This is a genomic window from Variovorax rhizosphaerae (assembly GCF_037889975.1).
Classification (GTDB): domain Bacteria; phylum Pseudomonadota; class Gammaproteobacteria; order Burkholderiales; family Burkholderiaceae_C; genus Variovorax; species Variovorax rhizosphaerae.
The window spans coordinates 1-21,641 of the sequence record NZ_JBBKZT010000042.1; the positions used below are offsets into that span (position 1 = coordinate 1).

Sequence of the window (21,641 nt, forward strand, 5' to 3'; positions counted from 1 at the left end):
CTTTTTCAGCGGCGCCAGCTCGCGCGTGGCCGCCGCACCCTTGTGTTCCACCTTGCGGTGGTGCTTGAAAAAGCTCACGTCGTTGACCGTCGTCTCAATGCGCAGCACGCGGGAGAACTTGTCGTACACCTTCACTCCGGCCGCGCCCATGTAGTGCTTGATGCAGCGGCCTTCGATACGCGTGGACAGGCGCGAGCCGATCTCCTGGGCCAGCGCGGGCGTGATCTTCTTGCCCAGGAAACCCGCTACACGCGGCGCATCGGCGGCCAGCACTGCTTGGCGCGAGATGGCGTCGTACAGCGGCACGAGGATCCGTTCGCTGCGAAACATCAGGTCGGTGGAATACTCGGCTTGGCGGATGCTCCAGTGCCAGTCGTCCTGGGCGAACACGTCGGCCACCGGGCACAGCCAGTGCGCATAGCGTGTCAAGTGCCGATGAAGTTGTTCGGGGTTGAAGGCGTCGGCCAGGGCCTGCGCGCGCGCCAGATCAGCCACGCGCAAGAAGGCGTTGTCCTCCTGCACGAACTCGATGCCCTCGCGCCGCAGCGAGCACGCCAGTTCGCTGTGACCGTTGCAATAGAACTGCAAGCCATATCGCGCTCGCGGGAAGGTTGGACCTGGAGCAGGTAGATCAGCGTCGTCGGCGCGCTGACCTCGAGTTCAATGTAGTAGCCGATCTTGATAAGCATCCATCAACTTTATCGAGCGGGAACTGCCGACGCCCGCGTCCGCAGCGCTTCGTCGCGTAGGCCACCGCTGACTGGAACTGCACCTTTTGTCAGCGAGCTTCAAGTCGAGCACCGCCGAGTTGGGCCACTTCGAAACAAGCGCTGGCGCGGGCACACCCAGCATATGCACTATCAGTGACGGCTGGCGGTTGCCATGTATGGCTCGAACGCGACGCAGACAGTTGATAGAGTTGCGTTCTGCTCGCACAATGCCGGGGCCGGCGACGGGGCTGTCTTCGAGTGCGACAGGCAATGGCAACTGCACTTCATAAGCGAAAAGCGAACGGCCCCGCATAGCGCGGCGAAACCTTCAGTTGATGCCCTCTGTTGCCGGCACTTCCAGGAGGTCCTGCGCAGAGTTGGCATTGCGCAAGACCAAGACCCGATGCCCCCTTTCAATGTTGCAGTTCGCCAGCGATCCGCTGCTCGCCAAAATCGACTCATCCACCAGTCCGTGCTCCGGGCCAGTGCCTGAGCTACGGGAAGAGTGACCGCGTACCCCTGATCGTTGCAGCCGACCAGGCAGCGCATCGCGTTACAACCCCTCGCATGTGCCTCGCGCTCGACGCACGAACCGCGGTTAATGGTGGTGACGATGAAAACACCGTGCGCGCTGCTTTCGCTAGCGACATGTTGAGACGCCACGCGGGAAGCCCGAGGCGGATGCTTGGGCAATTTGGCCTGTAGTGGGAGGCAGTTGGCAGCTGAAAGATCGCGGGGATGAGTTGGCTTGAAGTACGCTCCAAGCCGGTGCGTTCTACGATTTTGTTATGAGCAGGCGCATCCGCAGCCGCACTGTGCCTTCAGCAATCGACGTCTCAATTGCTCGTCGGCCGCCGGGCTGGGAGCCGGCTTGATCCTTGCGACACGCCGAAGCGCGAATTGCTCGGGGCCGGTGTCAGATCTGACGAAAGAGTTTCAATGATCCAACTGTCAATTTCACGATGGTGTCTTGTGGCGTGTGCGCTGCTGCTCGGCGGTTGTGCAACCCGACCGGTCAACCCGCCGATCACACAGGCCCATCCGGGCAAGGGCTATCGGCTCGAGACGCGCCAAGCCCAGGTCAAGGACAAGGACACGCTCGTCATCCTGGCATTCTCTGGTGGCGGCACGCGAGCCGCGGCGTTCTCCTATGGCGTGCTGGAATATCTTCGTCGCACCGAGATTGTCAACGCCAAGGGAAAAGGTCGCCTGATAGACCAGGTGGACATCATCACGGGAGTCTCGGGTGGCAGCTTCACCGCGCTGGCATACGGCCTGTATGGCGACAAGCTGTTCAACGATTATGAGCAGCGCTTTCTCAAGCGCGACATCCAGGGCGAGATCGTTTCCCGGTCTTTCAACCCACTCAACTGGGCCAAGCTGTCCTCCACCGGCTGGGGGCGTTCGGAACTCGCGTCACAGATGTACGACGAGCACCTTTTCAATGGCGCTACCTTTGGCGACCTCGACCGTGGGACGGGGCCTCTGATCCTGGCCTCGGCGACCGACATCTCCAGTGGGGCACGTGTCGTCTTCCATCAGGGCGTCTTCGACATTCTTTGCTCGGACCTGAACGCAGTGCCGTTGTCGCGCGCCGCGGCCGCCTCTTCTGCGGTGCCGGTGGTGCTCTCGCCCGTCACGCTCAACAACTACGGTGGTACCTGCAACCTTACGCCTCCCCCATGGGTGAATCGATTCATCGACACGGACAATCCGCCGCGACCGGCCGCGCGTGCGATTCGCTCGCTCAGGTCGCTGAGCGACTTCGGCGACGGCGCCAAGCGTCCCTACCTGCACTTGGTGGATGGCGGCGTGTCGGACAACGTGGGCATGCGCGGCGTGCTCGATTCGCTGGAGGTCCTTGAAGCGATGCAGGAAGCCGGGATGCCGACGCAGCTCGATCAAGCCAAGCGCATTGTCGTGGTCATCGTCAATTCGCTTTCTTCGCCTCCCACGAATTGGGATGAATCGGAGTCGCCGCCCGGCAGCGCGGCAATACTGCTGAAGTCGAGCGGCGTTCCGATCGACCGCTACTCGTTCGAATCCGTGGAACTGCTGCGCGACATGGCTGCGCGATGGAACACCATGCGTCGCATTCGCAACTCACCAACGTTGGCCTCCAACAGGGATCCTGCGCTTGCGAAGGCCATACGCGGGCCGGACGCAGAAATCTATGCCATCGACGTGTCGTTTGCAGCGCTGAAAGACAGGGCGGAACTGGAATACCTGAACCAGCAGCCCACCTCGTTCGTGCTGCCCGACGAGGCCGTCGACCGCCTGCGCGCCGCAGCCGGAAAGATCATGGCGGATTCACCCGAGTTCAAGCGCTTGCTCAAGGATGTGGGCGGCACATTGGCTGAGCCGGCGGACACGCGATGAAGCGTCAGTCCGTGAACGGACGAAGCTGAAGGTGCGTCGCGAGCAACACCGGCTCAACCCAAGAAATGTCTATCCTGGCGTGCCGGTCGCTCTCAAAGATTGATCGGGCATCGTGGGTACTCGGCCAAGGGGTCCACCCGTGGCCTGATTTCAGGTCGTCGCAGGGCGGGCCCAGCGCCCGCAGTAGCGCGCTGTCCAGCCGTGGTGATCCTGGGCTGTCCGAGAACGCAGATCTCATGCCGACAAGGGAGAGGTTTGCCGGTTTTTCCGACGTCGCCGGCACCGAATGAACGAGAGAGGGCAGTTCGGTCAACGAGGCCGGCTTGAGTCAGCGTCATGCAAGGGCCCTAAGCGCTGAGATGAAAGAGCTGCCGACATCCGGTGACACTGCGGGGCTGGAATGCCGTCACGTCGCGTTCGCGGTCTGCTGCACGCGCCGCGCGCGAGGGAGGACATGCCAGGCGTGCAAGCCCATCTTGAGCCGGTCTTTGCGGCTCCGAGATCGAGGCTACCTGCGCTGCGTACCAGTAGATCAAGCGCGCCTCTGGAAGCCGCACCGTAGCCTGCTGCATTCACGCTGTTGCCATTTGTGCCTTCCTCGGACGTCAGTCCGGAGCGTCATCCCCGTCACCCAATCAGCGCCGGGCGCTGACGATATCGATGGCCGCACAGAGTTCTTCGTACTCAGTCCGGCCGACGTCCAGGGCCTCGAGCCATCGGTCGAAGTACATGTCCAGTGCGTCGCTGCTGGGATGCTTGCCGCGATGGTGACGGATAAAGTCCTTGCGGTGCTGTACCTTGTCGGCGATGAGCATGTGATTCACGGCTTCGAGAGGCCCGGCGGAAGGACGGCCATCGGCCACCATGCGAAGCCCGTCAGGCGAGCGTTGCACCCGGTCGAGTGGCCAGGCATTGGCCCGGCTGCGGAATTCCATAACCAGCAGGATCACGAACGGGTCGGCGTCGACGCTGTTCATGAAATCCTGCCCGTGCTGAATCAGGTCTTCGTCCGCCTGGAACAGGGGGTGCAGGCAGAACGCGCGCATCGCGGCCTCGGTGGCGTCGAGCTCGCTCAGGATGATCAGCCCCTCGTCGATGCGCTGCAGGAGCAAAACCCCTGAGCCTTTGGCAATGCGATCGGCGTAGTGCGTCCGGATGGCCTGGTATTCGGGCGACCAGGTGGCGCGAACGATGTCCTCTGTGACGATCAAGGCGGCAACTCCATTTGCGAATTGTCGGTGATCGCACATGCGCTTCGTGCGACAGGGCCATGCGGGTGGCGCCGTGATGGCGTGAATTAGAGTGCGCAGGGTGCGGCAAGAGCCCCGACAGATGTGTGCGCTGATTGCACATGCAAACCGCGTGGCTTCGCAGGAGCTATCCTTTGTCTCTTCCACTTTCACGAGGTATCTCAGATTGAACAAGACCGACCTGGTGGCCGCGATCGCGGCCGATGTCGAACTCAGCAAGGCCGAGGCGGCGCGCGTTCTGGAAGCAGTGCTCGAGAACCTGACGAAGACCCTGGCGCGTGGGGAAGCCGTGCAGCTGATCGGATTTGGCAATTTCACGGTGGCGAGCCGCCCCGAGCGTACTGGCCGCAATCCGTCCACGGGCGAGCAGATGACGATCAAGGCGAGCAAGTCGCCGAAGTTCGCGGCTGGCAAGGCGCTGAAGGATGCCGTGAACGCTTCGGCGTAATCGTCGTTTGCGGCGTGAATCGACCGCGCCATGATCTCGGCAGTGCCCGTCGACACGATCCGGACCCGGGTCGAGCTGAGGTGAACAAGGTGGCGCGCAGACTGTTTGGGTTCTCTCCGATGCCCACTTCTTCGAGGGTAGAGCGCACGCCTTGACACTTCGACTTTCTGCGACGTGCTTCATCACGTTGGCGTCAAACTTATCGCTTCTTCACGAGGAATACATGGCTCGCATCTTCTGCATCGCCAACCAGAAAGGCGGCGTTGGCAAGACGACCACCACGGTCAATCTCGCCGCCGGCTTGGCCAAGGTCGGCCAGCGTGTGCTGTTGATCGACCTGGATCCGCAGGGCAACGCGACCATGGGTTCGGGCATCGACAAGCGCCAGCTCGAACTCACCGTCTACGACGTGCTTCTGGAGTCAGCCACGGTGGCGGAGGCCCGAATCACCGCCCATGACTGCGGCTACGACGTGCTCGGCGCCAACCGAGAACTCGCGGGTGCGGAAGTGGAAATGGTCACCCTCGACCGCCGGGAAAAGCGGCTGCGGACCGCGCTCGCCGCCGTCGGCGCTGAATACGACTTCATCCTGATCGACTGCCCGCCCAGCCTGAGCCTGCTCACGCTCAACGGCCTGTGCACCGCGCACGGCGTCATCGTGCCGATGCAGTGCGAATACTTCGCGCTCGAGGGGCTGACGGACCTGGTCAACACCATCAAGCAGGTGCATGCCAACCTGAACAAGAATCTTCACACCATCTTCCTGTTGCGAGTGATGTTCGACCCTCGCATCACGTTGCAGCAGCAAGTGAGCGACCAGCTCAAAGCGCACTTTGGCAGCAAGGTGTTCGATACCGTGATCCCGCGCAATGTCCGGCTGGCAGAGGCACCGAGCTATGGCTTGCCCGGCGTTGTTTTCGATCCGGCCGCAAGGGGCAGTCAGGCGTTTACCGCATTCGCGCAGGAGATGGTGAGAAAGCTGGCCTCATCCGGCACAGGCGCCGCGATGACACCTGTCGCAGTCGCTGAACCAGCGTAGCGATCCGAACTGGTCGGGGTGATTCGCAGGGCGGCTCCGTCGCGCCGCAAATCAACGGAGAACCCGGACCCTTCGGCACGGCAGATGCCCCAGCGCTGTGGCATCAATGCGGTGTAAGAGAAGATCGTCAGGTTGCCAGTAGCCACCCCGCGCAATGAAGCGGTCAGCGGCCTCTACGATCGGGACTCTTGTTCCCGGGGTTTTCGAATCCGGTGCCATGAAGTTGGCCATGCGAGCGAACTGCTGCGTGTTCAATCGGGCGACATCGAGGAGGCCGTCGGCGCCGATATCGAGAATGGAAAAGGTACGGTGCACGACGCGCAAAGGCGTTCGATCCACCAATTCAACGGTGACGCTGGCTTGGCGGACGCGCTGGCCCGCGAAGTCGGGTAGTCGAGCGGGGCTTTCCTGCCGGAGCATTCGCATGAAGGCTGCGGCGGCGAGTTCCTGCGGCGCGTTCAAGGCGGCAATCAGGTACACCTTCGATGACATGCCCATGAGTCCTCCTCGGAATCGCCAGGAGCGCGGTGCGGACGAGGCCCTTTCGCATGCCCTGGAAGAGTTCTGGCTGCGTTGTTTAAGGGTTAAGGAGGTCGTACCCCTGCTTTCTTCCATTCGTCATGCGCCGTGACTTGCGTTGACATCCTGTCATTTGAGCCGACCATGACCAAAGGTACGAAAATACCATGATGACCGCGTCAAGCTCCCGGGCTCCGCGGCCCCAAAAGAACGAAAATAGCAGCCATGACCAACCCTGGCCCGAGTTCCGCAGGAGGCGCTCAGCAGCCAACTCCGCTGCCGCTGCACGGTGAGCGTCTCGATGAGGAGAAGGCTTCCCTCAGCGCCGCAGAAGACGCAGCGCGAAGCCGCTTCGGTGCCGCGGCCATCGTGCTCGACCGCCTGGACACGCGGCCGCTGCATCTGCGAACGGCGCGGCGAGCGTGGTGGAAGTTCTGGGCCTGAAAGTGAACGATGCACATCAGCCAAGGGGAAAGCTCTGCTGTGGCCCAGCCGCGTTGACGCCCGCAAAACGTAGGGGGTGACGCCCCCGTGGGGCTTGAGGAAGCAGGCCAGTTGAGTCAGGCGATGGAGTCGTTTGCGCAGTCCGGCAGCATCATGCGGATGGCATCAGGCTCGCCAGCGGCCACATAGACGGGCGGCGACGTTCCAGGGATCGGTATGCAGAAAGAGGCGGCGCCCGTAGCGCAGAAAAGCGCCCCTACCGCGTCAAGGACGGCTTGGTGGAGATGTTCGGTACCGGGGACAGGCATCGCTCATTGTGAGGCGCTGCCCAGGGTATGAAAAGGGAGTTGAGTCGAAACGCGCAACGATCGCCAAGCGATTTGTGCCGAAGCCCCGGATGCGCTGGTGCCGCGTGGGTAAGAAATGCACGAGCCGAGATCACCATACGCAACATCGCCCTGCTTCACTGTGATCAGGTGCCGCAGTCGTCGCGCGGATTCAGCGGGTCAGCGTTCTTGGAGTTGGATGTTCCGTTGCCTACATTGCCGCCGAGCACAACTTGCGATACGCCGCCGATTCTTAACTGACGGAATCGACCCCACCACACGACATCCACAGTAGGACAGGCTCCAGCCAGCATGACCGCTTGTTGCAGGTCACTTTCGATGAAGAGGCTGATGCCGAGACGCAGCAGTGCTTGTGTTGAGGGAAGCCGTTAAAAAGCCCGGGACGGCATTTGCCAAGGCCACGAGACTCTGCGCTGGCCGATCCACGGAAACTGACGCCGGGCGAGTTCATCAAGTTCTTTGTTCAAGAGTGCGGCACGCACTTGCACGAGCGCGTGACCGGGATCACTCGCAGTTCACAGTACGGGGGAAGTCGTTTTCGTGCCTCGTGCAGAACGGTCTCATAAAACAAGCTCCACTGAGCCGGTTTGGCGCCCCTTCAAGCACGGTTTGACCGTCATGTTTTTGGCGCACGCTGGCAGTGGACATTCTCCTACTCGGCAGTTGTAACAAAAAGTGTGTACTGGCGCATGCCTCAGCAAACACGTAATCCCGCTCCTCGCACTTGGACCCTCCCCACCCTCGCCGTCACCGTCCAACAGCTGGCGCCGACCGAATTCATTTGGAAAGTGGTCGAGCGGCATCGCTGTCATACCGCAAGATGCGTAGCTGAGGCTATGGAGCCCCTTTCAGACTACGAGCAGGCCTTGGAACATGGATTTGTGGCGCTCAAGGGGGCGGGAGAGATCGTGGCCGCCCCGTTAGCGGTCCTCGGCTAGATACTGCGAGATTCTGTTATGCCGCGGAAGGCGATGATGGGAGCGGCAGTTGTTGAGTTCAAGAACCGAGGCCTACGCCCACGGGCTGCGCGACGCCGTCATACGAGGGTGCTCCGCCGTTCGCAGCGCGGCACTGCAAGCGTTTAGCGCGGTGGCGCGGCGTTTGCCCGTGTCATTGACGGGGAAGACCAATCACGGTGCCCTCGCGGCGACTGTCGGCTGCCCCATACTGCTTGCCCGTATGCGCGTCGACAATCACGGCTTGGACCGAGCCGATTTCGCCACCCGGCGGAGTGATGCCAACGGTGTAGCCCATGCCCTGGAGCCCGATGATCGTGGCTTGGGAGAATCCAGGCTCCATGCTCACGGTGCTGCCGGTACTCGTCACCGAAAGCCGAGGCGCGTCGATGGCATCCTGCAACGACATCTTGTGGTCGATGAGATTGATCGTCACATTGAGCACCGAGTTGATGATCGATGCGCCGCCCGGCGATCCGTAAGCCACCAGTGGTGTGCCGTCCGGCGAGAAGATCATCGTCGGATTCATGCTGCTGCGTGGTCGCTTGTTGGGCTGCACGTCGTTGAAGCCAGCGCTTCCGGTATACGGATTAGTAGTGGGCGCGGTATTGAAGTCGGTCAACTCGTTGTTGAGCAGAAAGCCGTGGTTTCTGAATGAGCCATCGCTGCGTTTGTATCCCGCGAACACGCCAATGCCATGCGAAGACTCGATGGTGTTGGTGTATGTGACCATGTTGCCCCACTTGTCGACCACCGAAAAGTGGGTCGTCGTCTCCCCGGGGCCCGTGACGGGTTCGGCCACCGCCAGGCGTCGCGTGGCTTTGATGCCTGCGATGTCATAAGGTCTCGGGTCACCTGCAATCGGATTCGGCATCAGCCGCAGCCCCGGCACGATGGCCGCGCCGCGCATGCTCACATAGCCCGGGGCCAGCAGGCCCTTGGCAGGCACCGGGACAAAATCGGCATCGCCCATCCACTGCGAGCGATCGGCGAATCCGATCCGCATCGCATCGATCAGCACGTTGGTTGTCTTGAGGGAGCCGAAGCCGTAGCCTTGGCTGGCGTCGCCGATGGGAAAGCGTTCCAGCATCTTGAGCATCTGCAACATCGTCAGCCCGCCGGAACTGGGTGGCGACATGGCCTTGATCGTATAGCCGCGATAGGTCGCGACTACAGGCTGGCGAATGTTGGCCTGGTAGTTCTCAAGATCGGCCAGCGTCATGCTGCCTTTGCCATTGGGTGCCTGCGGCCGGTTGAACTTCTGACCTTCGACGATGCCGGCGGCGATGTCACAGCCTTTCTCCGGCATTAGCTTGTAGAAGCAGTCTGGCCCATTGGCCGCCAGTAATCGGAAGGTATCGGCAAGGGGCTTGTTTTGCACCAGAGAGCCTACCGGCACCGGCTGTCCGCCGGGGCAGAAGTAGGCGGCCGATTCTGGCGAGTTCGTGGAGCGCCCACCGTTATTGCAACTTACCGCCGTATATCGGGGCGTTGCCGCAAAGCCCTGGTCGGCCAACTTGATGGCCGGCTGTATCACTTCGGCCAGCGTGAGTTTGCCGAAACGCTCAAGTGCCATCGAGGTACCGCGCACCATGCCCGGCACTCCGACGGCAACGCCCTGCAAGGTCGACGTCGGCACGCCGACGAACATGTTCGCAGTGGCAGCACCCGGCGCCTTCTCTCGGGTCTCGATCACGAACGTCTGGCCAATCTTGGCCAAATGGATCATCATGAACCCCCCGCCTCCGATGCCTGCCGACTGGGGTTCGACGACATTGAGCGCATACGCGATGGCCACTGCTGCGTCGATGGCGTTGCCGCCTTGCTCAAGGATCTGGGCGCCGGCCTCGGCACCATACGGATTGGCCACCGCGACCACACCCTGCCGGAAGGCCTTGCCTGCCCAGGAGGGTGGGTTGCCCTTGGCATGCGGCGGTCGTGGGACAGAGGTCTCGACCCCTGGCGTCTGGTCACCGCCTTCGTCAGCGTGGACCGAGATGAATGCGCTGCACGCAAGCAACGCGGCAACCCCGATAGCGGCACGGGCCGGGATCAAGTTGTTTTCAGGCATGAACGACTTCTCCACAGTTCAATTGCGCTTGTCGACCTATCGCCCGGATCCTGGTCGCCCGCGCGTGTGTATCGCCAACACTCGCCATCGTGCGCCAGGACGAACGTTGCAGTCGTCGTTGAAAGCGATCCATCAATGGATCTACAAATCGCCCCAACCAATACTAGCGCGGTCTTGGCGAGTCCGGAGCGACGCGGCCTGCATTTGCCACCGGCCTTTCGAGCGGACTGTCGGTAGTCTTCGTGACCACTCGATGCGCGAATGCCACGATGCAGGCGCAATGCGCCTGCGCAGCATGGTGAGCACAGGCACCCAACGCGTGGATGCCCGAGCTTGCGAGGGCAACGCGCGGCGGGCGGCGCACTGCCGTTCAGCCTTCGTACAGGTCGACGCCCTAGCATGGCCACCGCTTCGCTCTTGCTTCCGCCTAGGCTGTGGACCCACAACCGTCACCCCACGTTTGCAAACCTTGCACGCTGCCGGACAGGGGATTGATCAGGATCGGCATCGTCGACGACCACCCGCTCGTGCGCGAAGCGCTGCGTCAGATCCTACGGGACCACGAGGAATTCGCCGTCGTCGGAGAGGCATGCAATGGCCGCGAGGCACTTGTACGTGCTTGCGTTCAGCGGGCATGCAGGATTCCAATATGCCAGGAGAGCGCTCAAGGAAGGGGGCGCATGGCTTCGTCCACAAGGCCAGTGATCCTGCGGAACTCATTGTTGCGCTTCGGCGCCTCGCTGCGGGAGGGCGATATGTCAGTCGTGCGCTTGCGCTGGAGTTGGCCCTTGGAGTCGGCGAGCGCGAAGTATCCCCGCACGAGCGTTTGTCGAAGCGGGAGTTTCAAGTGCTGCTCGGCATTGCAGCCGGACTGAAGACAGGCGAGATTGCACGGCAGCTCGGTATTTCCGCCAGGACGGTCACGGTCTACAGGGCGCATCTGCTTCACAAACTGGTCCTGTCGACCAACACCGACCTCACTCGCTTCGCGATCAAGGCAGGCCTGCTGCCATGATGAAGACGAAGGACTGAACAGCGCGCAGCCCCGGCGCCGTTTGACAATTGAAGTCTTATCGACAAACGCTAGGCGCGTCGCGGGACCGATGCGCACACGGCAGGCCGTCGCTGGCATTGACCGGCTTGGCTGGACAAGTGACGCGGCCGTTCGCGCGGTCGCGCGAGGGAAGGAACAGGCTTTGCTCTGGACGGGGCATGCGCTGGCCTCCCGAGCCCCGCTGCCAGGCGCAGCGACCGACTCATCTTCCGACTCGCGTTGACGCTCGATACGCTCGCCCCGAACTGCACGGGCCCTCTGTTTTCTCCGGGCTGACCGGAGGAGGTGTGGGTCGAACTTGGCCATCGACGCGCCCATCGCCAACTGCCTGTTGCCGGCCGAGCGATGCGCGCAACTCGCCATTCCGGACACTCTCGTGGTGGATTTGCTCTTCCAGTTCCAAGCAAGCGCCCCGAAAGCCCGCCGGAGCCATGTGCCAGAAACGGAGTCCAGCCGAATGCCGAGCGGCTGGCACTGACTGTCGAACGCTCGCGCATCCATCACACGGGAGGCAACCTCTATTTCGCCCCAGGGCCGAGTCGTCGAATGCGATGCGTAGCATCTTGCGCTGCACTTTGCCGAGCAATGCGGCTGGCCGGCGAACTTGGCGCCCAGTTCCGTGTGCTGACGTCCTGTGATTCATGGGCCAAGCCGGGCTGCCGGGATCTGAAGCGCTGGTCGCGGCCGCGCTTCCGTGGCCCATGTGATTCATCGCGCTCGCGTTGCCGACCGGCTCTGACTTTCCAGCCCGCCGGAGAATCCATCCCGAGCGATCGTTGCACAGCCTCGTCTCGACTTCGGCCAGGGGGTTGGAACACCAATCGTGCGGGCACTTCTTTCGACAGACCCCGCACTGGCGCTTGAGGCCTTGAAGCCGCTGCCGCAATTCGCAAGTGCCCATGACTTTCATGTCGTTGTGAGGTTGCCGCGGACGCGAGGTTGCGGTAGGGTGCGCGATGCAGATTGATTCCCTACATGATTCGTTTGGATGGGTTAGACATCTGTCGGTATTGCTTGCGGCCGTTTTGTTTCTTGCCTCCTCTGCGCACGCTGCAGGCAATGACAGGAAAAGTGGCAACGCGCCCACGCTCAGCACCGGCGACTTCGACTACTACCTGACGGGCAATGCGACCGATCAGAATCTGCGCGCGCCCGACAGTCAAATGACGGTGCTGATGGGGGGCGGGCTCGACGTCGATCAGGCCTTTGCGGACATGATCGGCAAGGCGAGGAGTCGCGGCAATGACAAAGTCGATGTCGTTGTCATTCGCGCTTCCGGGGAGGATGGCTACAACGAGTACCACTTCACGCCATGGAAGGTGTCGATTCGGTCGAGACCCTCGTGATCAGGAAACGCAGCGCCGCCAACGATCCGAGGGTCATTCGCATCGTCGAAGGGGCGGACGTACTGTTCATCGCCGGTGGTGACCAGTGGACCTACATCGACCAGTGGAATGACACTGCGCTCGAGCGCACGATCAAATCAGTGCTGCTTGCGAACAATGTGCCGATTGGGGGAACCAGCGCGGGCCTGGCTGTTCTGGGCGCCGTTGATTTTTCCGCGCAACACGACACGATTACCTCACCCGATGCACTCAACAATCCCTACGCCCACAGGCTCACGCTTGACAGCACTTTCCTCGAGACGGTTCCCAGACTCCAGAACACCATTGCCGATGCCCATCTGGTCAGTCGCGACCGCATGGGCCGGCTTGTGACATTTCTGGCAAGGATGGTCAAAGACGGGATCTCATGGCGTGATGCGCATGCCGTCGGTGTGGACGAAGGAACCGCTGTCGTGATCGACGGTGGCGTAGCCACTGTACGGTCCAATGAAGGCGGGACGGGCGCGGCGTATTTCCTGAAGTTCCCCCAAGACCCCGGCACTTCCCTCGTTGTCGAACCCAGGACGCCGCTCGAAGTCTCGTCGATCCATGTGGACAAGCTGACCAAGGCGCCAGGGACTCGGTTCAGATGGACGCCTGGCTGATGACGGGCGGCACCAGTTATTCCCTTTATGTCCAGCGCGGCGTGCTGTATGGGCCAGGCAACAATCCATACTGAGAGCCCCCTCGTCGGGCAGCTTCCATCGGTTGTGATGCGATCGTTCCCCTCGGAGTCAGGGGCACATCGTGCTCGGCCTGGAATGCTCACGGGCCTTGTCGGCGCACCCCGTGTCCCGAATGCCGTGTCGAGGCCGGTCATCGCACTGGCAATCTTCTTGTGTTCGCGTTCGCTCTCACTCGCAAGTCCGCGGTTTTTCACCCGTTCGGCAAATGCGTCGTCCTGAAAGCGATATTCCCCCACCTCGAACCGCGTGATGAGTTCTTGATCCTGAAGGCGTTTGAGCGCACTGCGCAGGGGCATTCTTGGAAACTGCTCTTTCGAGGCCGCGCGACATTTCGATGCCCAGCAGGGTTCCCGCCGAATGGAGATCGGCGATGTCATTGGCAATCGCCTTCAGGACCTCTTTGTCAACCGGCAGAAATCGAGCCCAGGTAGGCGCGAACGCCTGGTCATTGGACAAATGCTCCAGCGTGTGGTCCACGGCGACCGGCACCAGGATCCGCGTGGGTCATGAACCGCTCGAGGCAGCGCCTGAAAAACTCCGGCGTGTCCTTGAGCGCATGGAATGCCTCCAGCGCTTCTGATTCGCTGGAGCGTGAAGCGCGAGAGCTTGTGGACTGTCTCCAGCAAGGCTTCGACGAAGTCCTGGCCAAGAAGTTCGAACGGCTCCAAAGGCGTCCAGGTGCAAAAGGGCTCGGTGCACCTGCCAAACATCGGTCGTAGCGTCGCCCTGAGCTTGCTGCAAAAACCACCTTGACGGTCTGCTTGCGGCCATCCAGGCCTGCACGCAACGAATGAGCAAGCTCCGAGTGGGGGATGCGGCGGCGAAAACCCGCGCCTCGTCCAGGATCAGGCGCATCCGTTTTCTGCGCTTGTCGTGGTCGTGAGTTTCATGTGTCCTCATCGGCAATGAGGAGTATAAAAAGTGGTGATACCAAGTGAAACCGCGAGAAGCCCAAGGCCTGGCGGCGAACCAGATCGGGCGAACTGGGTCGACCTTCAGCCGATGCCGACAGACCAGCGTTTACGCCATCTTTGCAGTCGCTGCGTGCACCCAACTCTCGGCCCGGGCGTTGGACGGGACACGAGGCACCGTTTGCCTCCGCAGAGGAAATCTCAAATGCACGCAAGTCGCTCGGTCCTGGTCAAGTTGACAGCTGTCGGAGTCGTCGCTGTCGCAGCACTCACGGGTGCCGCTTCAGCAAGCGCCGCGACCAACTGGTCCGTCGGTATTTCCCTACCGGGCGTGGAAGTCGGCCTGGCCGACCCGGCACCCGTCTACTACCAGCCAGCGCCCGTATACGCGCATCCTGCCCCCGTGTACCAGCCTGCTCCGGCTTATCAGCCTGCGCCTGTGTACTACCGCCCTGCACCGCCAGTTGTGTACGCTCCGGCCCCCGTTGACTACGTGCCGCGGTATCGCGACGATGAACGACGAGGCCATCGTGCGGGCTGGGGCGGTGATCGTCATTGGGAGCGCCATGGTTGGGATCGTCGCGAACACGCGTACCGCGAGGACCGTCGCGGCTGGAACGGGAGAGACTGACACGTCCTTGTTCGATCGATCACTTGCAGAGGGTGACGTCCTCGATCCCAGGAACAGTGCGCTGGGTCAGCGACGGGCCATGATGAGAGGGGCGCATTGCCTCTTGCAAACATGCGTGAGCGCCTCGATGGCCTCTTCGCAGAACGCTTCGCAAGTGACTTCCCCGCGTCAGGTCGCCAAAGCCGAAGCGCGCGCAACGGGACTTCCCGGATTTGCCCGCTCCCGGCTTGAGCCAGGATCAACGGCTCAAGTGACGGGCGGCAGGTGGATTTCCGTGACGACGTCCGGATGGGTAGCCACCCAGGCCATGAGGATCTGATAGGCCAGGCTCAGCGCGGTGGCGCCGATGAACATCCCCAGGATGCCGGCGCCCGCCAGGCCGCCCAGCGCGCCGAGCAACACCACCGGCATGGGCGCATCCACGCCGCGGCCAAGTAGCAGCGGCTTCAGCACGTTGTCGAGCATGCCGCCGATCGCCAGCAGCGCCGTATAGATCACGGCCGGCACGGTGTCGTAGTTTCCGCTCAACCAGATGTACGCGATGACCGGCACGGTGACCAGCAGTGCCGGCACTTGCGCGATGCCCAGCACCAGCACGATCATGGCCAGCACGCCGGCAAATGGAATGGCGCCCACGATCATCACGATGCCCACGACCATGGCCTGGATGAACGCGACGCCGACTACGCCCAGTGACACCGCGCGAATGGTCGCAGTGGACAGCGTCGCGAACTCCAGGCCGCGCTCGGCACCGACGATTCGCCCGAGGATCCTCCGGGCGGCTTCGGCGCCCGACTCCCCCAAGGTCATGATGATGCCGGCAACGATGAAGGAGGCCATGAACAGAAGCACCGTTCCGGCAATGCTGGCCACCATTTCCAGCGCCTTGCCCGCCAGTTCTCCCAGCTGCGGCTGCAACTTCCGGACGACCGAAGGCATGTCCGTGTGAGCCTGCGACCAGATGCCGTGCACCTTCGGCCCGATCACCGGCCATTCGGCCACGCCGGGCCACGGCGGCGGGATTTCCAACTTGTTGGCGTGCACACGTTCGACCGTCTCGTGAACCGAATCGCCCATGGAGCCCAGCACCACGGCCATGGGCACCACGATCAGCGCAATGCCGACCAGCACGAGCAAAGTGGCGGCGAGGCCCTGCTTTCCGCCCAGCTTGCGCGCCAGCGCCTGATGGCTCGGGTAAATCGTTACCGCGAGGATCAACGCCCAGGCCATCATGGAGATGAAGGGCGCGAAGATCCGAAAGCACAACAGCGTCAGGGCCAGCACCAGTCCGGCCCGGATGAAGACATCCATCAGCTTCCTGGACAACCGTGTCTCGCGCACGAGGTCTGGCTGGGGTGTCGTCATGTGTCGACCTCCGAAGGTTGAGACCTGCGATTGTTCCCGGGATGCTTGCCCGTTGACTTGACAACGCTCAAGGCGGCAGCATTCGGCAATGCGTGGATTGCGGCGAACCAGTGGAGCGTCACAGGACCGGGGCGCATTCGCGGATCTGTTCCGTCGGCGGTGATGCCGAGCCTTTGATCCCCAGCGCGATGGAGAGAGATCGAGCGAAGTCTTGCGGGGTGATCGTCCTTTCGGTGCGGATTGTTACGGTTAGGCCGAACTTTGAACCATTGATCAGGCCGTAACCCAGCATTGGCGCGGGTTTCGGCCTTTTTCTCGCTTCAATTTGTAGCCATGTAAACAGATTGCTTTTTTCTTGAGTCTGCTATGGAATCCGCCTATAAATGAAGTCATGTACATCGAGTCCGTGCCCAACCGCAACTCACCCGCCGCAGTGCTGCTGCGTGAGTCCTATCGCGAGGACGGCAAGGTCCGCAAACGCACCCTTGCCAACCTGTCTTGCCTGCCCGATGAGGTCATCGAAGGCTTGAAGGTACTGCTGCGCGGCGGCGTGGCCGTGCCCAGTGTCCAGGAGGTCTTCTCCGTCGAGCGAACGCTGCCTCATGGCCATGTGGCCGCCGTCTTGGGCGCTGCACGGGGCTCGGGCGCTTTGTCATGGTTTGGCTCAGCACCCCAGGAACTGCAGCCCGTGTTGCTGGCCATGCTGGTGGCTCGCGTGATCTCGCCAGCTTCCAAGCTGGCCACCCACCGCTTGCTGCACGACGACACCGCCAGCTCCTCTCTGGGCCGCGTGCTGAGGGTGGGCCAATGCAGCGCCGATGATCTGTATCGGGCACTGGACTGGCTGCATGAGGCACAGCCCGCCATCGAGCGGCGCCTGGCGCGTGCGCATCTGGCGGGCTCAACCCTCGTGCTGTACGACCTCACCTCGACCTGGTTGACGGGACACTGCTGCGACCTCGCTGCGCGTGGCCATTCGCGCGACGGCAAGCGCGATGACCCGCAGATCGTCTTCGGACTGCTGTGTTCTTGCGAGGGTTGTCCGATCGCCGTGGAGGTGTTCAAGGGCAACACCGCCGACCCGGCCACGGTGGCCGCTCAGGTGACCAAGCTCAAGGAGCGTTTTGGCATCGAGCACCTGGCTTGGGTCGGGGACCGCGGCATGCTCACCTCGGCTCGCATCGAGCAAGTGCTCAAGCCCGCGGGCATGGACTGGGTCAGCTCGCTGCGTGCACCGCAGATCGCGCAGCTCGCCCAGGAGCATGGCCCGTTCCAGGCGTCGCTGTTCGATGAGCGCAACTTGTTGGAGTTGACCAGCCAGCACTTCCCTGGCGAGCGGTTGGTGGTGTGCCGCAACCCGCTGCTGGCCGAGGAGCGAGCACGCAAGCGGCTGGAACTGCTCGCTGCGACCGAAGCCGATCTGAACAAGATCGTGGCCGCCACCCAGCGCAGCCACAACCCGCTGCGCGGCGAGGATGCCATTGGCCTGCGCGTGGGGCGTGTGATCGGACGCTTCCACATGGCCAAGCATTTCGAACTGCTCATCACCCCTGCAGCATTCACCTATCGGCGCAAGCTCGATGCCATCGCCGCGGAGGCTGCGCTGGACGGCCTGTACGTGATTCGCACCAGCGTCTCCAAAGCGAAGCTCGATGCCGATGCGGCGGTGGCCGCCTACAAGAGCCTGGCGCACGTGGAGCGCGCCTTTCGCTGCATGAAGACCATCGACTTGCACGTGCGCCCGGTCTTCCACTACAGCGAGCAGCGCGTGCGCGCACACGTCTTCCTGTGCATGCTGGCCTACTACGTCGAGTGGCAAATGCGCGAGCGTCTGAAGCCCATGCTGTTCGACGACGAGCACCTCGAAGAGGCCAGTGCCGCCAGGGCCTCGCCGGTGACCAAGGCGCTGCGATCCGAGCACGCCAAGACCAAGGATGCCGGCAAGACGGCCAACGACGGCTCACCCTTGCACAGCTTCAGGACCTTGCTGCAGGACCTCTCCACGCTGGCCTACAACGTCACCCACACCCATCTCAACCCCGAGGCCAAGATCATCACGACCACGCGGCCCACGCCGCTTCAGGCAAAAGCCTTTGCGCTGCTCGGATTGAATCCCGCCTGTACCCAGTAGTCGCCCTCCCTGCGAGCGCAAAAGCTCAAGCAGGGCGCGCACTTACGTCTCGGCAGTCATCAAAGTTCGGGTTAGGGCACAAATACCAATGAAAATCAACGACTTGGGTAATGGGGTTCTTGCGCAAGACATCCGAAATGCAAGTTGTGATTTCAATGGCGTTTTCAATCGCCACCGCGGACAATCCGCACCGAAAGGACGCTTACCCCGGGGTGAATTTGGCTCCGCCAGCGCGAAGACCACGGCGCATCGGGGCGCTGGACCAGCCCTTCGCCGCCGTAAAAAGGGACGTGGGCCAGGTCCGAGCCGTACTGGCACGCCGCGCGGCGCCTGAGCAGAATACCGGGACTGAGCGCTGCCTGTACTCACGACATTTGGCGAAGTCGGCATCGACACGTCGCTCTTTGGCGCACAAAGTAGGTGACGACTTCGGCGTGGTCAAGCCGTTCGGCGAATATTGGCGCTCCAGAGCGTCACACAAAGTGTTGAAGACCCGATTTACCGTCACCAGGCAGAAGGTAATTTGGTACTTCGCAACCGCGCAAGCCAAATCGATACTTTGCGAATCCAGTGCTTCGAGGGCTGCGTGAGGTGCAGGATCATGAGGAGTTTTGCAGCGAGGTTCCCTCGACGCCGCGGACGCCCCACGGCCGCGTGCGCCAGAGAGGCGCGTCGGGCGCCATGACAGCAGCCACGAAGGAGCTGAGGGCGAGACTTCGTTCATGGAGTGATGGTCCTGCGAATCCGAGCGCTGACAGATCCAAAGGTCTGGGCATAGCACTGCAAGTCCGCCAAATAGCAGCTGCACGAAGCCGCCTCCAGACGCGGCCTGTCTAGAACCTTCATCTCGCCGCGCTTGTACGAGATGAGACCATCACGCTGAAGCAGCGTCGCTGCTTCCGAGATTCCACTGCGGCGTGCGCCGAGCATGTAAGCTAGGAACTCCTGCGTCACGCTGAACCGATCGGAATGTGCCCGGTCGTGGCTCATCAACAGCCATCTTGCAAGTCGTGGTGCCACCTGATGGAAGCGTACACAGGTGAGCGAAGTCGTGAGCTGCGAATTGAGGACATGGACGTACCGGTCCATCACCTGCTTGAGCACCTTGCAGCTGTCGAGTTCTGCGCGGAATGTCTGGATCGGGATACGCAACGCCGACCCCATACCCTGCACCAGGGCCTGGACCGGCGCTTCCACGATGCCCAGCACGACCTGGGCTCCGACCATGCCCTCGGTGCCGACCATGCCCACCTCGAGGCTCGGGTTGCCTTCGCTGGTACTCACGAGCGACACAAACCCGCTGGTCGGAAAGTAGATGTAACCGGGATTTTCTCCAGCGCGGACCAGCACCGCGGAAAGGTCCAGCGGTATGGCCATCGCCAGCGTCAGCAATCGCTTTCGGTCGCGCGCTGGCAACGCGGCAAGAAGATGATTTCCGATGGTAGCCAAGGCATCTCTCCAAGGTTGATCCTCCATTGGCGGAGGCACACCCCAGGTGGCGTTGGCTGGCTACCGTTGGATGGAAACCGAGTATGCGCTATCTGCCGGGACCCGGCCCGGGCAGCAGACGCTCGTACTCCTTCTTGACCACTTGGTAGCACTCGCAGGTACGCTTTTCGAGCCCAGGACGATCCAGCACCGAAATCCGCCCCCGTGCGTAGCGAATGAGCCCGGCTGCCTGCAGTTGCGACGCAGCCTGTGTCACTCCGGTGCGACGCACACCCAGCATGCTGGCAATCAGTTCCTGTGTCATCTCAAGGTCGTCGCCGTCAAGACGATCAAGGCTCAACAACAGCCAGCGGCAAAGTTGCTGATCCAGCGAATGATGGCGGTTGCACACCGCTGTCTGGGACATCTGGGCGATGAGGGCCTGGGTGTAGCAAAGCAGCAGGCGCAAGACCGGCCCGGCTCGACTGAATTCGGCGTTCAACGCATGCGCGCCAAGCCGGTAGCCTTGGCCCGCACTTTGCACGACCGCTCGATTGGGCGTCGAGTTGCCGCCCATGAAGAGCGAAACGCCGACCAGTCCCTCCCTGCCGACGACCGCAATCTCGGCCGAAGCGCCGTTCTCCAGGACGTACAGCAGTGACACGATCGCCGTCGTCGGAAAGTACACGTGCCGCAATGTTGAATCAGACTCGAAGACAACATGCCCGAGAGGCAAGTCAACCGGCTCCAGATCTGGCAGCCATCTCTCGAGTTCGGCCACCGGCAGTGCCGAGAGCAGTAGGTTCCTCTTGACGTCCGACGCAGTCGCCATCTTCCGGTTCACCCCGACGCTTGGGGCGCCCAAACCATTGACGCCACCATGGCCAAAAGTATATGGAGCGCCTACAGCCGGTCTGTTCGGTAGCGGACATAGGTGTTCTGGTGACGATGTCTTTCTTGGGCCCTCGTCCAGCGACGCGGAATGTTCAAAGCTCGCGGCCTGTCGCGTCCTCGTTCGCCGGTCCTCCCAGAGGACACTAATAGTTCGCGTTATGTCCGGTTGCGGACGTTGTTATGCACGCCGATGGACTAAGGTGGTCGCACCGGGCGCTCCGGCGCGGCCCTTCCTGGAGGCAGCAAAATGAGTGCGAACAATCGTCCTGATTGGCAATGGAACCGCGACGGCAACAACGCCGGTTCCAATTTCTCTGCGTCTAGCAAGTTGCCGGGAGAAAAGAGTCGAACGCCCGCAACGTCGGATGCTCAGGAGGAGTTCGGCTCGACCAGCCCGGATCAGGCGGCGGTTCGCAACATCTACTTGTTGTTCGAGTCCTACCAGTCCGGTGGAAAGCGGGTGGATTCATTGGCCGACATCCGGTCGTCGCGCTCGCTGCCGCATTCAGCCAATGCACAGGACGATGCTTCTCCACCGCCCTCAGGCCGAATGTGGATTCGCTCTGCCTGCCTCCTGATTGCGGCGGCGGCGGTGTTGTCTGGCTGGGTCTGGCTGGTTCGACTTTTACTGGCGCCATGACTTCCAGGCCAGGAGCGCGTTCCTCCAGTACCGCGAGCGATTCCACGCATCCCTTTCTGCCTGGAGTCGGCGCTATGCCCATTGAATCGACGTCGCCTTACCTCCCGTCCGACCCGCTGGCAACCGATGGCTGGCTCGGGACGCCGGAGTTCCCCGGCTACCGCGCGAACAATGTCGTGGTGAGACTCGATCATGAGCCTCAGGTCGACCCCGAACACCTGTACTTCCACCTGCTCCTGCTTGATGCCAATGGCCAACTCCAGGACAACCACTCGGGCCCGTGCCTGGCGCTCGCGCGGCACCAGTCATTGCCGGAGCGAATTCGCTTCGTACGCGTCGTCGCTGAACTGGTC

18 protein-coding genes are annotated in these 21,641 nt (G+C 62.1%); 11 read left to right on the forward strand and 7 right to left on the reverse strand.

Translation table 11 applies throughout. The features are described 5' to 3' along the window. Positions 1-588: hypothetical protein (locus WKW82_RS37940; RefSeq protein WP_340348401.1), on the reverse strand; the 588-nt coding region annotated here is incomplete at its 3' end. 962 nt (positions 589-1,550) lie between these two features. Between WKW82_RS37940 and WKW82_RS37945 the strand changes: the two genes are divergently transcribed. Continuing rightward, the gene (locus WKW82_RS37945) at positions 1,551-3,089 is read left to right on the forward strand and encodes a patatin-like phospholipase family protein (RefSeq protein WP_340348402.1); all 1,539 of its coding nucleotides are present in this window, start codon (positions 1,551-1,553) and stop codon (positions 3,087-3,089) included. A gap of 635 nt (positions 3,090-3,724) precedes the next feature. Here WKW82_RS37945 and WKW82_RS37950 read toward each other — a convergent pair. Continuing rightward, positions 3,725-4,300, reverse strand: coding sequence for a hypothetical protein (locus WKW82_RS37950; RefSeq protein ID WP_340348403.1), 576 nt, complete (start codon positions 4,298-4,300; stop codon positions 3,725-3,727). Between the two features lie 205 nt (positions 4,301-4,505). Between WKW82_RS37950 and WKW82_RS37955 the strand changes: the two genes are divergently transcribed. Together WKW82_RS37955 and WKW82_RS37960 are read left to right on the forward strand one after the other, a co-directional pair. Next, the gene (locus WKW82_RS37955; protein WP_340348404.1) at positions 4,506-4,787 is read left to right on the forward strand and encodes an HU family DNA-binding protein; all 282 of its coding nucleotides are present in this window, start codon (positions 4,506-4,508) and stop codon (positions 4,785-4,787) included. 223 nt (positions 4,788-5,010) lie between these two features. Further along, positions 5,011-5,826, forward strand: coding sequence for a ParA family protein (locus WKW82_RS37960; RefSeq protein WP_340348405.1), 816 nt, complete (start codon positions 5,011-5,013; stop codon positions 5,824-5,826). Between the two features lie 51 nt (positions 5,827-5,877). On the opposite strand, the gene WKW82_RS37965 is transcribed toward WKW82_RS37960, so the two are convergent. Beyond that, positions 5,878-6,324: a hypothetical protein gene (locus WKW82_RS37965; protein ID WP_340348406.1), complete on the reverse strand. Its 447-nt coding sequence runs from the start codon at positions 6,322-6,324 to the stop codon at positions 5,878-5,880. A gap of 246 nt (positions 6,325-6,570) precedes the next feature. Here WKW82_RS37965 and WKW82_RS37970 point away from each other — a divergent pair, with 246 nt between their 5' ends. Then, positions 6,571-6,789, forward strand: coding sequence for a hypothetical protein (locus tag WKW82_RS37970; RefSeq protein ID WP_340348407.1), 219 nt, complete (start codon positions 6,571-6,573; stop codon positions 6,787-6,789). A 1,457-nt stretch (positions 6,790-8,246) separates the two neighbouring features. Here WKW82_RS37970 and ggt read toward each other — a convergent pair. Next, positions 8,247-10,163, reverse strand: coding sequence for a gamma-glutamyltransferase (gene ggt, locus WKW82_RS37975; protein ID WP_340348408.1), 1,917 nt, complete (start codon positions 10,161-10,163; stop codon positions 8,247-8,249). A gap of 634 nt (positions 10,164-10,797) precedes the next feature. Between ggt and WKW82_RS37980 the strand changes: the two genes are divergently transcribed. From WKW82_RS37980 to WKW82_RS37995, 4 genes are all read left to right on the forward strand, one after another. After that, positions 10,798-11,178 carry a LuxR C-terminal-related transcriptional regulator gene (locus WKW82_RS37980; protein ID WP_340348409.1) on the forward strand — a complete coding sequence of 127 codons (381 nt, stop codon included), beginning with the start codon at positions 10,798-10,800 and terminating at the stop codon, positions 11,176-11,178. Between the two features lie 337 nt (positions 11,179-11,515). Further along, a complete protein-coding gene (locus tag WKW82_RS37985) occupies positions 11,516-11,695 on the forward strand; it encodes a hypothetical protein (RefSeq protein ID WP_340348410.1) in 180 nt (59 codons plus the stop codon). A 478-nt stretch (positions 11,696-12,173) separates the two neighbouring features. Continuing rightward, positions 12,174-12,563 (forward strand): hypothetical protein, encoded by a 390-nt coding sequence (locus WKW82_RS37990; RefSeq protein ID WP_340348411.1) that lies wholly within the window; start codon positions 12,174-12,176, stop codon positions 12,561-12,563. Further along, positions 12,530-13,207, forward strand: coding sequence for a cyanophycinase (locus WKW82_RS37995; RefSeq protein WP_340348412.1), 678 nt, complete (start codon positions 12,530-12,532; stop codon positions 13,205-13,207). The genes WKW82_RS37990 and WKW82_RS37995 overlap by 34 nt, the downstream gene beginning before the upstream one ends. A gap of 1,869 nt (positions 13,208-15,076) precedes the next feature. On the opposite strand, the gene WKW82_RS38005 is transcribed toward WKW82_RS37995, so the two are convergent. After that, a complete protein-coding gene (locus tag WKW82_RS38005) occupies positions 15,077-16,195 on the reverse strand; it encodes an AI-2E family transporter (RefSeq protein WP_340348414.1) in 1,119 nt (372 codons plus the stop codon). Between the two features lie 391 nt (positions 16,196-16,586). Between WKW82_RS38005 and WKW82_RS38010 the strand changes: the two genes are divergently transcribed. Continuing rightward, on the forward strand, positions 16,587-18,326 hold the full coding sequence (locus tag WKW82_RS38010) for an IS1634 family transposase (RefSeq protein ID WP_340348415.1): 1,740 nt from the start codon (positions 16,587-16,589) through the stop codon (positions 18,324-18,326). A 720-nt stretch (positions 18,327-19,046) separates the two neighbouring features. On the opposite strand, the gene WKW82_RS38015 is transcribed toward WKW82_RS38010, so the two are convergent. Both WKW82_RS38015 and WKW82_RS38020 read right to left on the reverse strand, forming a co-directional pair. Next, positions 19,047-19,775, reverse strand: a complete 729-nt coding sequence (locus tag WKW82_RS38015; protein WP_340348416.1) for a Crp/Fnr family transcriptional regulator — start codon at positions 19,773-19,775, stop codon at positions 19,047-19,049. 88 nt (positions 19,776-19,863) lie between these two features. Continuing rightward, on the reverse strand, positions 19,864-20,586 hold the full coding sequence (locus WKW82_RS38020; protein ID WP_340348417.1) for a Crp/Fnr family transcriptional regulator: 723 nt from the start codon (positions 20,584-20,586) through the stop codon (positions 19,864-19,866). Positions 20,587-20,895: 309 nt separating this feature from the next. On the opposite strand from WKW82_RS38020, the gene WKW82_RS38025 reads away from it, so the two are divergent. After that, complete coding sequence (locus tag WKW82_RS38025; RefSeq protein ID WP_340348418.1) at positions 20,896-21,288, forward strand: hypothetical protein; 393 nt, start codon at positions 20,896-20,898, stop codon at positions 21,286-21,288. A 74-nt stretch (positions 21,289-21,362) separates the two neighbouring features. After that, the coding region (locus tag WKW82_RS38030; RefSeq protein ID WP_340348419.1) for a hypothetical protein at positions 21,363-21,641 on the forward strand (279 nt) is incomplete at its 3' end.